Origin of the sequence: Parapedobacter sp. GCM10030251, from assembly GCF_042666505.1 — a bacterium.
GTDB lineage: Bacteria > Bacteroidota > Bacteroidia > Sphingobacteriales > Sphingobacteriaceae > Parapedobacter.
In genome coordinates this window covers 272057-286671 of sequence record NZ_JBHTDN010000005.1, presented here as the reverse complement: position 1 = coordinate 286671, position 14615 = coordinate 272057, and the positions used below count along the sequence as shown (strand labels likewise).

The following is a 14615-nucleotide window of genomic DNA, read 5'->3' as shown; positions in this document are numbered from 1 at the left end:
ACCTCATACTTAAAATCCCCGGAACAACCGCCGGGGATTTTTCGCGTACTAAAAAAATTATCCGTACTTTTGCATTTCTCCGTACGAAATCAGCGGACGGATTTATCCATATGAATACAGCAACAACGCTCGATCCCAAAACCCATATTCTTATCAAAGGTGCCCGTGTACACAATCTCAAAAACGTCGATGTAGCCATACCTAAAAACAGGCTTGTCGTCATTACCGGCCTTTCCGGTTCGGGGAAGTCCTCGCTGGCCTTCGATACACTTTATGCAGAGGGCCAACGAAGGTATGTGGAAAGTCTTTCTTCCTATGCCCGGCAATTTATGGGTCGCATGGCCAAGCCGGAAGTTGACTACATCAAAGGAATCGCTCCGGCAATTGCCATTGAACAACGGGTGATCACCAGCAATCCCCGCTCTACCGTAGGAACGTCAACGGAGATTTACGATTATTTGAAGTTGCTGTATGCGCGTGTCGGAAAAACCTATTCACCGGTTTCAGGGACGGAGGTAAAAAAAGATACCGTCACATCGGTAACCAACTTCGTCACTTCCCTTCCCATGGGAACCATCGCCACCATCTGTGCTCCGTTGCATCCCAGCAATAACCGAAAGTTGAAAGAAGAATTGGCCATTCTCCTGCAAAAGGGGTTCGTACGGGTCGTATCTGGCGGCGCTGTCCAGAAAATCGAAACTTTGTTGGAAAATGAGGCGTTTGAGAACCGTACCGCCCGGGAAGGCGACCTCCAGATCGTCATTGACCGTGCCACGGTCGACGGCGAAGAAGACACGGCCAACCGCATTGCCGATTCGGTACAGACCGCCTTCTTTGAAGGGAAGGGCGACTGCTATGTGGACGTGAATGGCACCATCCATACCTTTTCCGACCGATTTGAACTCGATGGCATCACCTTCGAAGAACCCACTCCTAATTTCTTCAGTTTCAACAATCCCTATGGGGCATGCAAACGCTGCGAAGGCTACGGACGAATCATCGGCATTGACCCCGATTTGGTCGTTCCGGACAAAAGCCGGTCCGTGTACGATGGAGCCATTGCCCCCTGGCGCGGTGAAAAAATGGGCGAATGGTTGCAGCGCCTGATCCGCAATTCGACAAAATTTGATTTTCCGATACATCGGGCTTATGCCGATCTGACGGATGAACAAAAGGGGTTGCTGTGGACAGGTAACCGTTACTTCGAGGGCTTGAATCGCTTCTTTGAGGAACTTGAGGAGCAAACCTATAAAATCCAGTACCGGGTGATGCTTTCCCGCTACCGCGGCAAAACCGACTGCCCGGAATGTAAAGGGACACGACTTCGGAAAGACGCCTCCTACGTAAAAATCAACGGGAAATCCATTTCGGATATCGTACTGATGCCCTTGGATGATGCACTTGCATTCTTTCAGAATCTCGAATTGTCGGACAACGAATCCAAAATAGCTCAACGCCTCCTCACCGAAATTTGTAACCGCCTGCAGTTTCTGACCGACGTCGGTTTGAGTTACCTAACCCTCAACCGACTGTCAAATACACTCTCAGGGGGCGAATCTCAGCGGATTAACCTCGCAACTTCGCTGGGCAGTTCGCTGGTAGGTTCGATCTACGTACTGGACGAACCCAGCATTGGTCTGCATCCGCGCGATACCCAACGTCTTATCGGCGTCTTGAAGTCATTGCGGAACGTGGGCAACACCGTATTGGTTGTGGAACACGAGCAGGAAATGATGCAGGCTGCCGACTATTTGATTGACATCGGGCCAGAGGCAGGAGTAAACGGCGGTAGACTGGTGTTTGACGGAACCTATAACCAGATTCTAACGGATGAACATAGCCTTACCGGTAAATACCTCAGCGGCAAGGAACACATACCGGTGCCAAAAAGCCGACGTAAATGGCACGATTCCATCCTCGTCAAAGGAGCCCGGGAAAATAATCTGAAAGGCATCGATGTTCGCTTTCCCCTCAATGTCTTCACCGTCGTAACCGGCGTATCTGGTTCCGGAAAAACATCGCTGATTAAACGCATCCTATATCCTGCACTTCAAAAAGCGATCGGTAATTATTCCGGTGAGCAAACCGGCCAGTATGACGGTATCGATGGCGATATCCAGCGGATCGAGCAGGTAGAACTGGTGGATCAAAATCCCATCGGCCGGTCCTCTCGTTCCAATCCGGTCACTTATGTAAAGGCTTGGGATGAAATCCGCGCCCTGTATAGCTCCCAATCGACCGCTAAAGCCGCCGGACTGAAACCTGCCGCGTTTTCTTTTAATGTAGAAGGCGGACGCTGCGACGTATGCCAAGGAGAAGGGGAGGTCAAGATCGAGATGCAGTTTATGGCCGACATCGTACTCCCTTGCGAAGCCTGTGGAGGAAAACGCTTTAAGCAGCACGTGCTCGACATTACGTGGAAGGACAAAAACGTCTCCGACATTCTCGACCTCAGCGTGGACGAAGCATTGGAGTTCTTTGCCGATCAGCCGAAAATTATCGCAAAACTACAACCGCTAGCTGAGGTAGGCCTGGGTTATGTGAAATTGGGTCAGTCTTCAAGCACGCTCTCCGGAGGAGAAGCCCAACGCATTAAATTGGCTTCTTTTCTCATCAAGGGCAACAACAGCAAAAACACGCTTTTTATCTTTGACGAACCCACCACCGGACTTCATTTCCACGACATCAAGAAATTGTTGAAATCGTTTGACGCGCTCATCGCACAAGGGAACAGTATCCTCGTTATTGAGCACAACATGGATATGATCAAAAGTGCCGACTGGATCATCGACATCGGCCCCGAAGGCGGACAAGCGGGCGGCAATCTGGTATTTGAAGGTATACCCGAGGATATGGTGAAACATACGGATACCTATACGGCTCGATTCCTAAAGGCCTATATGAAGACATCCCTTATCTAGATGGCACTCGCAATTACCCGATACCGTTGGAAATCCTGGCTAGCGATAACCCTCGTACTAAGCCTGGCATCCTGCCATAGCGATGCCACCAAAAAGGAGCAGGTATCAAAAGAAAAGATGGCCCAGGTATTTGAAGCCGTCAAAACTCCTTACAAATACGGCATTGTACTGGCGCATCCCGATTCGACCAAAATGGTCGATAGCCCCACCATCTTCCGGATGGACAGTACTTGGTACATGACTTATATCGTCTTCGACGGCAGGGGTTATGAAACATGGTTGGCCGAAAGCCCCGATCTGCTCCATTGGGACACCAAAGGGCGGATTCTCTCGTTTACCGATTCAACATGGGATGCCTCCCAAAAGGCCGGATACGTATCGCTCGTCGATATCGAATGGGGAGGTACCTATCAGCCGAAACAGCACAACGGTAAGTATTGGCTGTCTTACCTGGGGGGTTCCGATCACGGATATGAAGCCGGCCAGCTAGGCATCGGTTTAGCCTCCACGCAAGATATCACGGTTCCTGCGGAGTGGCTGCGCAAGCCCTCACCTATTTTGTCCGCATCGGATGCCGATGCACGATGGTATGACAACCTGACGATCTACAAAAGCTTAATCATAGAGGACAAGGAAAAGGTAACGGGTTACCCTTACGTCATGTATTACAACGCAAAAGGGCAAGAAAAAGATGCAAACGGACAGGGGTTTGAAAGCATTGCCATGGCCGTTTCTGACGACCTGGAAAACTGGAAGCGCTATGGGGAGCAACCGTTAATTACCATGCATCAGGGTATCTGCGGCGACGCACAGATCACGAAAATCGATGATCTCTACGTCATGTTTTACTTCGGTGCTTTCTGGCGTCCGGGAGCATTCGAACGTTTTGCCTGCTCCAATGATCTCATCCATTGGACGCCTTGGGACGGCGAAGACCTCATTGCGCCATCAGAGCCCTATGACAACGAATTTGCGCATAAGCCTTGGGTAATTAAATGGAATGACGTCGTCTATCATTTTTACAACGCGGTAGGCGACCAGGGTCGCACAATTGCTTTAGCCACGTCCGTAGACCTGCGTAAAACAACTGAAAATTAATTTTGGCTAGCGCCTATTTCTTTTTCATAATATAGGCAAACAAATCACGTACCTCCTGGTCGTTTAACGGGTCTAATACCCGCTCGGGCATAACCGATAGCGGCAAGGTTTTCATCGCTTTAATCTGCTTGGCGGAAATGCTGATTTGCCTGCCGGAAAGCGGCTGAAGCGTGGTAACATCGCCCTCTTGCGCGACAATCCGCCCTTCCAGCATGCGGCCGTCGCGGGTCGTTATCTGCTGAAGGGTATAGCCCTCGCGGATTTCGGCATTGGGATCCACAACGTTCAGCAGGAAGGTATTCAGGTTACTGCGCTCGTAGCCGGTGAGATCAGGGGCGGTGATTCCACCTTCTTCAAATAACCGGTGACAGATACCGCAGTGTATCGCAAACAGCATGCGGCCTTTCGCTTCATCCCCTTTGCCAGACTTGATCAAATGTGCATAGCGACTCATGCGCGCTTGTTTTTCTTCGGTATCCAAAGGCTTCACATTGGGCCAAAGCCGGTTGGAGGTCGCCGTAATCTCCGGATCGTTCAGTAGCTGGAAACGGCGCGCTTGTTGATCAAGTATATCCGCGGCGCTGATCCGTTTATCTTGCTCGATCAACCGAAATAATTCACGTGTCCATACCGCCCGCGAGGAAGCCATATCGATGGCGGCGGCCCGCAAGCCGGCATCCGCACGGAAACCCGGGTAGGCTTTCAACACCCGCATGCCGATGTCGGGCTGGTCGTACCGCCGTAGCGCAACGATAGCCGCTTGTTTCAGCGCATTGCTTACCTGCCCGTTCTCCACCAGGGCAAGCAGTACCGGAATGGAAGAAGGCTGATCGGTTTCTCCCAAAATCTGGACATAGGTAAGCCGGTGATCGGCATTCGCTTGCTCGTCGGCAATGACAGCGAGCGCCTGTTTGACCGCCTGTGGATCCCCTTGCCTAAGGGCCAACGCCAGGGGGCCGCCAAAAAATTCAGCTTGATAAGGTTTCAGCGCTTGTGCCAGTTCAGGCGAAAGGCCGACAACGTCACTGCCGCGCAGGCCTTCCTTGAGGCCGCGTACCACGAGCCGGGTAAGTGCCTTACTCGGCGAAAGCTCCATCTGCCGGACGATCGCCGCATAGTTCGCTGCACCTCCAGCCATCGCATAACGTTGCGACAACCGGGATAAGATGAACTCTTGGGTAGTCGTTTGTTTCCACACAGCCGGGTCGTTAAACAACGCTAAGACCAGTTCGCGGTCTGTTTCGGCCTTCGATTCGATGGCCCACCAAATCTGCAGGGGTATATCCGGGTCTTTGCTATCGTCGTAATGCGTCAATAGGTTTTTGATGATGGGCATCGCATCCCGAGCAGGCAGACGTTTGGCCGTAGCAGCCAGCTGGCTCCGTACCTCGGCGTGCGGTTCAGCAGCAGAAAGGTTAACGAGTTTCGCAGAGACCGTTGGATTAACATTGCTGGCATCTCCCAATAACCGGATAGTCCAAAGCCTGACATAGGGGTCTTTATGGCGTAGTGCACCAAGCGCGGTTTTTTCATCAAGGCCGCCACACAGGTTAATCGCCCAAAGGGCTTCCAAAGCGGTCTGACCGTCCGTCTCCTGCTGCAGCAACGGCAACAACCGCGGCACGGCCCGCGGATCCTGACGATCGGCAAACTGCAGCAGGGCTTGTTGGCGGAACCATTTGTTAGGACTTCGTAGCAACTCAATAAGCTGGTCGACGTTGTTCTTGCTCAGGTCAAAAGAAGCATGGTGTTTGCCACTATCTGTTTTGGCCCGAAGCCGATAGATCCTTCCCGACCCTTTGTCCCACGTGTCGCGCGGATCGACGTGTGACAGGCGGCTGTCATACCAATCTGCCATGTATACGGCGCCGTCGGGACCAGCAACGATATTAACCGGTCGAAACCAATGGTCTCCGGTTTCGACAATTCGTCTTTCATCAATATTCTTCAGCGAGGATCCATCCGGTTCGATACGGGTGAGCTGTACGTAGTTGAGCAGCGGGTTGACCGCAATAAATTTACCCTCATAGCGAGTGGGCAGCTCCCCTCCTTCGTAACGGATCAACGAATGCGTAAAACGGGATTTATCCCCCTGAAGAGCCATGTTGGGAAGATTGCCGAACGTATAGGGGTTCATATACGGCCCGTGTTTGCCGAGACTGCGCGGATAAAAGCCACCTTGCTTGAAATTGGGCCCCCGATCGTAGGCATTATTACCCGAAAAAATGCGCCCCTTGCTGTCGAACTCAATATTAAATGTATTGCCTCCGCCTTCTGCAAACACTTCGAAAACCTCCGTGTCCGGATGATAACGCCAGATCACTTGCCCCTGGAAGGCGATATTCTTTGATACGGATGAACTGACATTAGCAGTTGTTGTGCTTCCCTGTGCACCATATAGCCAGCCGTCCGGCCCCCAGCGCAGGCTATTTGCCACGGCGTGTGTATCCTCCAGGCCAAATCCCTGCAATTTAACTTCCGGTGTGGCGTCCGGAATGCCGTCGCCATTTTTATCGGGGTATGCCAGCAAGTAGGGCGGATTAAGTACCCAGATCCGCTCCCTACCGGTAATTACACTGGTCGCAATATTCAGTCCGGTGATTGCGTCGGTAGACCGGTCGAAGACCCCATCGCCATCGGTGTCTTCAAAGAAGGTGATTTTATCCGCCCCCTGAACACCTTGGGGCGGAGCCGCCGGCAGTCTGTCAAATTGTACCCGTAGATAATTATCAACACTCACGATTTTAACGCCGTTTGGATACGGATACTGATGGTATTGTACGACCCAAAGACGGCCCCGGTGGTCAAAGCTTAACTCAACAGGCTGGGTGATCTGCGGCTCCGACAATACGAGATCTAGGGCAAGGTCTTCCGGGACATGGAAATTTTCCAGCGCTTTGTCCGGAGGAGTGGCCTGAGAGGAATCCGTCAGCGCGCCCAATCCCTTAAACGTTTCCAAATATCGTGCTACGTCTTCATTTGCGGCCATTTCGCTAATACTTTTCGCATCCGGTTGCTTATCACCCCGGCAGCCCGTCAGAAAAGATAGCGTGGCTATCAGTACGAAAGAAATTTCCCATTTCCAGGTTGTAAATCTTGAGTTCCCGCTCATTCGCCTGTTAGTTATTCATGGATTCTCTTCCGTCTCGTCATACACAAGTCGCCTCAACCCTGAACGCTCGGGATGCGATAAGGACCGCCACTCCCCGCACTTGAACGTCCTGCATAGATTAAACCAACATTTCATATTCAGGGTTAGCATTCAGAACGCTTCCGGGTAAAAAACCGGTCGAAGCAACGACTGTACAAGAACCGGCCGCTCAATATAGCCGCATTCTCCCGATAAGACTACTATTTTTCTCCAGAATACTGATCCCATTTTTCCGTTATTGCCCGATGCAACGACCCACGCAGCTAACCGCCACTGATGACTTGATTGTGTTCGATAACAGCCCCCCGGGCGTGGTCAACAATGGCTCCGTCCTTCCCTTTCACAACTTGGTTATGCCGAATCACCGTGTGCGCACAATTGCCTTGCAAGAAGATCGCTGCAGCCATATCGGATCGGTTTGGCGCTTCATCAATCGTGCAATCGGTCACTTGAACATATGTGCTCTCCACAATGCGCACGCCGGTGTGCCGCGCATTGTGGATGTGAGAGCCTCTGACGGTTACCACTTGGCTATTTGCAATGACGATTGCACCCCCGTCGGTCACCTTACCGTAACCTGCTCCTTCGATGAGGTTATCGTTCAATGTAACATGGTTTGCCCGATCGACACTGATACCCCCGGGGGCATCTACCTCTGAAGTATAATAATCCGCGTTATGATCAAAAAGGTTGGAATTGATCAGTATGTTTTTACTATCGGCTATCTTTACATGGCGGTCATAGGCGCGCATAAAGGTATTACCGGTTACGGTTACCCCCCGGCAGTGGTCCAAGTGGATGTTCACCGCCTGGTTACCGATGTGGTTGTCGGATATGCTCCATAAGCCAATCTTATCTGCGTTGCCGGGCACACCGGTAAAGCGTATGTTGGCTCCGTCGGGACTGGGGATCGCCTGAATCGTGTTACCGACAATGGTCCCTTCGCGTACACTGCCCCCCTGTGAACAGTCGATCCAGATATCCGCGGAAACTTCTCCGTCAGGACTGCAATTATACTCGATGTCATTGCCCGTGATCTGGAAGTTGCGGATTTCTCCACCGCGAACTTTAATCCCTCCTTGTTGACAATAACTGATGTGGCTGTCGCTGACAATTAGTTGGTGGATATTCACATCATCCAGGTAAATCCCGATACCCCGGGCATGATAAATGTGGCAGGCATCAATGAGCACATTCCGATTTCGCGACAAAAGATGAATTCCGTATCTGACATCACGAATCAATACCCCGCTCAAAATCGGCATGAACGTATTTACAAGCGCGATTCCATCGGCCTCTGCATGTGCGCCAACAATTTCAAGCGCCGTCACTGACGGCATTCGTTCTTTTTCCCAGGTAATTGGCTTTACGGAAGCCGGTAGTGCCGAGCCTTTATCATGCGAGCCGACTATCCGCAGTGCGGGTCCCACACCTGCCATCACGATTCGGGCACTGCCCCCTTTTCCTGAAATTCCCAGCGGCCCGATGCGGGCCAGATCAATTGCTAAGGTTTCGGTGATCCGGTAGGTTCCTTTGGGGAATTCCAGCAAGCCGTCCGCTGCGTGGAGGACAGCCCTGCGGATCGCCTCCGTATCGTCTGTCTGCCCATCGCCTTTTGCGCCGAAATCCTTGACGTCTGTGGCCAGTCCCACTAGGGGAAGTGTCATGGAAACTAGCAGAATAAATAGGAGGCGAACTAAAAAAATAGCTTTGCGGATCCTTTCCAGCAACGCTCGTTCGTTAAAAGGGTCGCTTGGTCGTTTCAAATTTAGTATTACTGGTTATCTTGGTAAATTTAGTATATTTATCAAGCAAATGAAATTTTGAAGGGAAAACGAATCGGGGCGCTTATTCGTAGCGCAACGCCTCCACCGGATCCAGCCGAGAAGCCTTTGAGGCCGGATAGTAACCAGAAAGCATGCCCACACCCACGCACACGGCTACTCCCAACACCATCCAGTGCCAAGGGATAATGAAACTTGCACCCATAATTATCGCTAGGATATTACCGATTAATATACCCAGAAAGATACCGGCAAATCCGCCCATGAGGCAAATCACCACGGCCTCCGTGAGAAACTGCCTCCGGATAACGCGCGGCGTCGCGCCAATGGCCTTGCGTATGCCGATCTCGCGGGTGCGCTCGGTTACGGACACCAGCATAATGTTCATCAGACCGATGGATGCACCAATAAGTGTAATCAAAGCGATGACAATCGCTCCCCATCGTACATACATCAAACTATCAAATAGTATCTGTGCCACCGCATCACTCTTGGTAATTTCAAAATTGGTTTCCTGACCAACCCGAACGCCACGCACATTACGGAACAAGGCAGTTGCCTCGCCGATAGCCGAATCCATATGCTGCGGATTCCCTACCATAACGGTGATGGTATAAGAAGGTTGCCCGAACGCCATCACCGCCCGAGCTTTCAGCAGAGGAACAATACACGCTTTGTCGCCGCCAAAACCGGCACTCGACCCCTTATCTTCCAAAACCCCGATGATGGTGTAGCGCGCATTCCCAATGGTGATGAATGCGTCGATCGGATCCTCATTCCCTTTGAATAAACGCTCAACAATTTCCGAGCCTACAATAACGACGCTACTCCCATATTCGATTTCCCGTTGCGAGAAATTACGCCCTAAAGACAGCTTATATCCCGCGGTTTCCAGGTAATTCTCATCGGCTCCCAGGATGTTAATATTGGGATTGGTCTCCGCACTTTTATATTTAGCAACGGCCCCCGTAGATGCATAGGTACTTAACGATACCACGGCCGGATAGTCGAACTGGTCTTTAAAATCCATGGCTTGGTAATACGTGATCGGCGGAAATTCCTTAGGCCGTGTTCCTCCGCCCCCGATTCGCACATTTAATCCCCTATTCCGGATATTGAAAGAATTGGAGCCCATGGCGGAAAAGGAATCGGTCAGCGAGCTTTTGATGGCATCAATCGAGGTAAGAATCCCGACCAATGCCGTAATGCCGATCGCAATAATCAATGCCGTGAGAAAGGTGCGCAATTTATTGCTGCTGATTGACTGCAGCGATAACTTCACATTTTCCGTATTGGACATTTGTACCGACATCTGACGTAACTATCGCTAATTAGACCCTACTCATTGCCCATTGTTACAACGGCTGGCTTATTTCTTCGTCTTGCCGAAGAGCCACGAAAGCAGGTTAGGCTCGGCAAAAGCGGCGTCCCAACTATTGTGATTGGCTTCCGGATAAAACGTGTATTTTGGACGGGCTCCCAGCCGATTTAACTCGGCAACCAAGGCATGCGAATGCGTCGAGGGCACCACATCGTCTTTCTCGCCGTGAAATATCCAAAGCGGCACATGCGCATATTTTTTAACATTGGATGTGTGATCTCCGCCACATATGGCGAATGCGCCGGCAAATACGTTACGTTTACGCCGTAGAGCTTCATAGGTGCCCATACCGCCCATTGATAAGCCGCCTACGTAAACCCTCTGCTCGTCTACCGCTTCATTTTCTAGCACATCATTAACTAAACGCAGAAACAATGCCATGCCCTTGGTTGGTCTCCCGGCGGTGCGAAAATAGAACTCCCGCCTTCCGTCGTCCTGCGACCGGATATCTACGTTGCTCCAGTACGAATCGGTCGGACATTGTGGAAATACCACGATCGCCGGAAATGCCTTGCGTACGCTGTCCGAAACAAACAAACTGGCTCCATGGACGAGCTGCTTCTCATTGTCGTTCCCCCGCTCACCTGCTCCATGGAGGAAAAATAGCACCGGATACTGCCCCTCCGGATCGTAATGTTCCGGATATAATATCCGATAAGGCAGCGTGTCGCCCTTGTAAATAAGTTGTTTGGACTGAAAGCTCGAAAAATCCTGCGCTTGGGTGATCATAGATAGCAATAGGCAACCGAAAAAAATCAGCGTGGTTTGTTTCATATGTAAAAGTAGGTCAACTTATCTTATCTCATCAAAAGTACTATTTTATTCCTTTTTGCCAAAAAACTAGTCTGTTTACGTTGCGAATACCCGCTTAAACAAGTACCTTCGTATGAAGGTACTAACCAAAAAAACCCGGAAGCGCACTGGACAGGCGTTCGTAATCCCAAAACAACAAGGTGAATAAATTAAAACAAGATGAAATTACCACCCATTACCGCATTCACTCTGGCTACCCTCCTTTTAATAAGTTTTTCGCTATTTGCTGACAATATCGAAATAAAAATCGCTAAAAATTACCTCAACTTTCCAGTGTCGCACAAACAGGATCGCGCAAAAATGACCTTCCAGGTAGCTGGAAAACCTGATGTATCCGTGGTCGTCCGTCTGGCGTCAGGAGAGGCCGACTACTGGGTGTTTAAGGACGTTTCAGATCTGATCGGCAAAACGATCAAAATCTCATACGAAGGTGACAGCGCGGGGCTCCGTAAAATTTACCAAGACGATGTAATCGCCGGGCACGACAGCCTCTATAAAGAAAAAAATCGGCCGCGGTTCCATTTCACCACCCGGCGCGGCTGGATAAATGATCCCAACGGATTGGTTTATCACAACGGAGAATACCACCTCTTCTACCAGCATAACCCCTATGAAAAGGAATGGGAGAATATGCACTGGGGGCACGCCGTCAGCCCGGACCTGGTCCATTGGCGGGAATTACCGGTGGCGTTGTTTCCGGATGAGCTTGGCACGATGTTCTCGGGATCCGCGGTCATTGATCACGCCAATACCGCAGGTTACAACCAAGGCGACAGCGCCGCGATGATTGTAGCCTACACCGCAGCAGGCCCTGAAAAACAAGTACAATGCATCGCATACAGCCTCGATAATGGACGGACGTTCACCAAATATAACGGCAATCCCGTGATCGACTCGAAACAAAAGTGGAACAGTCCGGACACGCGCGATCCGAAAGTCTTCTGGTATAAACCGGGAAACCATTGGGTGATGGTACTCAACGAACGCGACGGACACTCCATCTACACGTCTGCCAACCTCAAAGATTGGAACTACCAAAGCCATGTAACGGGATTCTGGGAATGTCCTGAACTCTTTGAGCTTCCGATAGACGGCGACCCACAACGTACCAAGTGGGTTATGTACGGTGCATCAGGGACATATATGATCGGATCGTTTGATGGGAATGCATTCAAACCCGAATCCGGTAAACATCGCTATGTTACCGGCTCCATCTATGCGGCACAGACCTTTACCGATATGCCGGATAATCGGCGTGTCCAGATCGGCTGGGGACGAATAAGCCATCCGGGAATGCCCTTTAACGGGATGATGCTGCTTCCCACCGAACTGACCCTGCGAACCACCAAGGATGGCCCCCGGTTGTTCAATAGGCCCGTGAAAGAAATCGAACAGCTGTGTACCCCCGTTAACCAGTGGAAAAATCTGACTTCAGACAGGGCAAACGAATTGCTGAATGGATTTGAAAATGCCGATCGCTTACGAATCCGAACCACCCTCAAACTGTCACACGCTACCAATGCCGGATTGAACTTGTTCGGGCAGCGAATCGTAGATTATGATCTGAACCCCAACACCCTGAACGGCGTGTTCTATTCGCCGGAGGACATGACCAGCATGGAGCTGTCGGCCGACATTTATATTGACCAAACCAGTATCGAGGTTTTCATAGACGACGGGGCCTATGCGTATTCCATGGAAAGAAAGCCCGAAAGTGACAACAAGGAGGGTTTCCATTTTTGGGGAAACTCGATTCAGGTTACCAACCTCGAAGTGTCTTATGTACAATCCATCTGGAAATAACCTATTACCGCAACTGCCGCAAACAAGCGGAAACTAAGGTTGTTGAATAAAAAATTTTAAACTGGATGAAAACGTTTCTCATAGAACTCGCTTTACTGCTTTCTCCCCCGCAAGACCCTTCTTTCGAACAGCAATTGTTGGACGATCAGGTTTCCATAGGCTATGGAATAGCCATTGGCGATGTCGACGGCGATGGAAAGCCTGACATCCTGCTAGCCGATAAAAAAGCGTTTGTCTGGTATCGAAATGGCGATTGGCAAAAGTTTGTCATGGTCGAAAATCTAACCGAGCATGACAATGTCTGCATAGCGGCGCGAGACATTGATGGCGATGGTAAAGTAGAGGTGGCCGTGGGTGCCCAATGGAATCCCGGAGAAACGTCAGATACTGCACAGTCCGGCTCCGTCCATTACCTCATCCGCCCCGATGATCCCACCCAGCGGTGGACTCCCGTTGCGTTGCACCATGAACCTACGGTGCACCGGATGCGCTGGGCCAAGGCTGACGTGGGCTTATTTCACCTAATTGTGTTACCTCTCCATGGCCGGGATAACAAAGACGGAAAAGGGAAAGGAGCAAAAGTAATTGCGTATGAAATGCCCGAAACGCCCACGCAGCCCTGGAAACACTGGGTCATCGATGAATCCATGCACCTCACGCACAATCTCGATGTACACAACGAAGATGGAAGAGAATCCATTTACATTGGCGGAAAAGAGGGCGTAAAAGCATTTGCCTACACGAAGGGAAAATGGCGCTCACAAAGCGGTCTAAAGCACTTGGGAAAAGATCACGGATTGGGAGAGCTCCGTTTGGGAAAAGCGGAGGAACACGTTCCGATCCTAGCCGGCATCGAACCGCTGCACGGCAATGTGCTGACGGCTTATGTTCCCCGAACCGGTGCGCGCAAACTAAACCAGGCCGAACGGATCGTGCTCGATGAAGACCTCCAGGAAGGACATGGGCTAGCAGTAGCCGATTTCATTGGCCAGGGGAGGGATCAAATCATCGCCGGATGGCGGAAGCAGAATAAGGCCGGTTTAATTGGTATCAAACTTTATATTCCCTTCAATTCGCTGTGGGAAGCCTGGAGCGTACGGGCCATTGACATCGGCGATATGGCGTGCGAAGACCTTGCTGTAGCCGACTTAAATGCGGACGGCAAGCTGGATATCGTCGCTTCCGGCCGCGCTACACACAACCTGAAAATTTATTGGAACCGTACAGGCGAATGAGGCAATCTCGGATAAGATGCCCCCGGGGATCAAGCTAGCCGAAAAACCGACCGTATTCACATAGAGCCGCTAGGGCCTGCCAATAAAGCCGACCCATTGGTCCATCGGTAACGTATCAAAACCCACGACCTGCCCAACGGTTGGACCTGCGAGCGACCGGTTTACGCGATGCCCCGCAGAGAAACCTCATCGAATCAGAATAGAAATAGGGGTATACGCATCCGGTCCGGGTGTTTTTAACCGGCAAGCAGGATAGAGCGGGACAGGACGGCATAGGCCGGGTTGCTGTCACTCAATGTAATGGTTACGTTTGTTCTGTTATAAATTTAAATTAAATATCACTAGGAAGACCGTGTAAGTAAGTTGGGAGCCCCTTAATAGGTAGGCTTCCGGGAAATTGTAGGCTCGTATTGTGCGCGTTGGGTACTA

Annotated in this window: 8 protein-coding genes; 4 read left to right on the top strand and 4 right to left on the bottom strand. The window is 50.9% G+C overall.

Going from position 1 to position 14615, the window contains the following annotated elements; genetic code table 11:
* Positions 1-110 precede the first annotated feature (110 nt).
* On the top strand, positions 111-2921 hold the full coding sequence (gene uvrA, locus ACFQRK_RS16130; protein WP_379008562.1) for an excinuclease ABC subunit UvrA: 2811 nt from the start codon (positions 111-113) through the stop codon (positions 2919-2921).
* Positions 2922-4019, top strand: coding sequence for a glycosylase (locus ACFQRK_RS16125; RefSeq protein ID WP_379008561.1), 1098 nt, complete (start codon positions 2922-2924; stop codon positions 4017-4019).
* A 13-nt stretch (positions 4020-4032) separates the two neighbouring features.
* On the opposite strand, the gene ACFQRK_RS16120 is transcribed toward ACFQRK_RS16125, so the two are convergent.
* The 4 genes from ACFQRK_RS16120 to ACFQRK_RS16105 form a co-directional block, all read right to left on the bottom strand.
* Positions 4033-7131 carry a HEAT repeat domain-containing protein gene (locus ACFQRK_RS16120; RefSeq protein WP_379008559.1) on the bottom strand — a complete coding sequence of 1033 codons (3099 nt, stop codon included), beginning with the start codon at positions 7129-7131 and terminating at the stop codon, positions 4033-4035.
* A 302-nt stretch (positions 7132-7433) separates the two neighbouring features.
* On the bottom strand, positions 7434-8837 hold the full coding sequence (locus tag ACFQRK_RS16115) for a right-handed parallel beta-helix repeat-containing protein (RefSeq protein ID WP_379008558.1): 1404 nt from the start codon (positions 8835-8837) through the stop codon (positions 7434-7436).
* Between the two features lie 181 nt (positions 8838-9018).
* Complete coding sequence (locus tag ACFQRK_RS16110; RefSeq protein WP_379008556.1) at positions 9019-10254, bottom strand: ABC transporter permease; 1236 nt, start codon at positions 10252-10254, stop codon at positions 9019-9021.
* A 69-nt stretch (positions 10255-10323) separates the two neighbouring features.
* Entirely contained in the window at positions 10324-11109 is a 786-nt protein-coding gene (locus ACFQRK_RS16105) for a prolyl oligopeptidase family serine peptidase (protein ID WP_379008554.1), read from the bottom strand.
* Between the two features lie 198 nt (positions 11110-11307).
* Here ACFQRK_RS16105 and ACFQRK_RS16100 point away from each other — a divergent pair, with 198 nt between their 5' ends.
* Positions 11308-12951 carry a glycoside hydrolase family 32 protein gene (locus tag ACFQRK_RS16100; RefSeq protein ID WP_379008553.1) on the top strand — a complete coding sequence of 548 codons (1644 nt, stop codon included), beginning with the start codon at positions 11308-11310 and terminating at the stop codon, positions 12949-12951.
* Positions 12952-13016: 65 nt separating this feature from the next.
* Entirely contained in the window at positions 13017-14186 is a 1170-nt protein-coding gene (locus ACFQRK_RS16095; RefSeq protein WP_379008551.1) for an FG-GAP and VCBS repeat-containing protein, read from the top strand.
* Positions 14187-14615: the final 429 nt, after the last annotated feature.

What these genes read in the sequence shown, in the direction of transcription:
- ACFQRK_RS16100 (WP_379008553.1), top strand. Translation starts at nt 11,308, where the DNA reads ATGAAATTACCACCCATTACCGCATTCACTCTGGCTACCCTCCTTTTA.
- ACFQRK_RS16105 (WP_379008554.1), bottom strand. Translation starts at nt 11,109, where the DNA reads ATGAAACAAACCACGCTGATTTTTTTCGGTTGCCTATTGCTATCTATG.
- uvrA (WP_379008562.1), top strand. Translation starts at nt 111, where the DNA reads ATGAATACAGCAACAACGCTCGATCCCAAAACCCATATTCTTATCAAA.
- ACFQRK_RS16115 (WP_379008558.1), bottom strand. Translation starts at nt 8,837, where the DNA reads ATGACACTTCCCCTAGTGGGACTGGCCACAGACGTCAAGGATTTCGGC.
- ACFQRK_RS16095 (WP_379008551.1), top strand. Translation starts at nt 13,017, where the DNA reads ATGAAAACGTTTCTCATAGAACTCGCTTTACTGCTTTCTCCCCCGCAA.
- ACFQRK_RS16120 (WP_379008559.1), bottom strand. Translation starts at nt 7,131, where the DNA reads ATGAGCGGGAACTCAAGATTTACAACCTGGAAATGGGAAATTTCTTTC.
- ACFQRK_RS16110 (WP_379008556.1), bottom strand. Translation starts at nt 10,254, where the DNA reads ATGTCCAATACGGAAAATGTGAAGTTATCGCTGCAGTCAATCAGCAGC.
- ACFQRK_RS16125 (WP_379008561.1), top strand. Translation starts at nt 2,922, where the DNA reads ATGGCACTCGCAATTACCCGATACCGTTGGAAATCCTGGCTAGCGATA.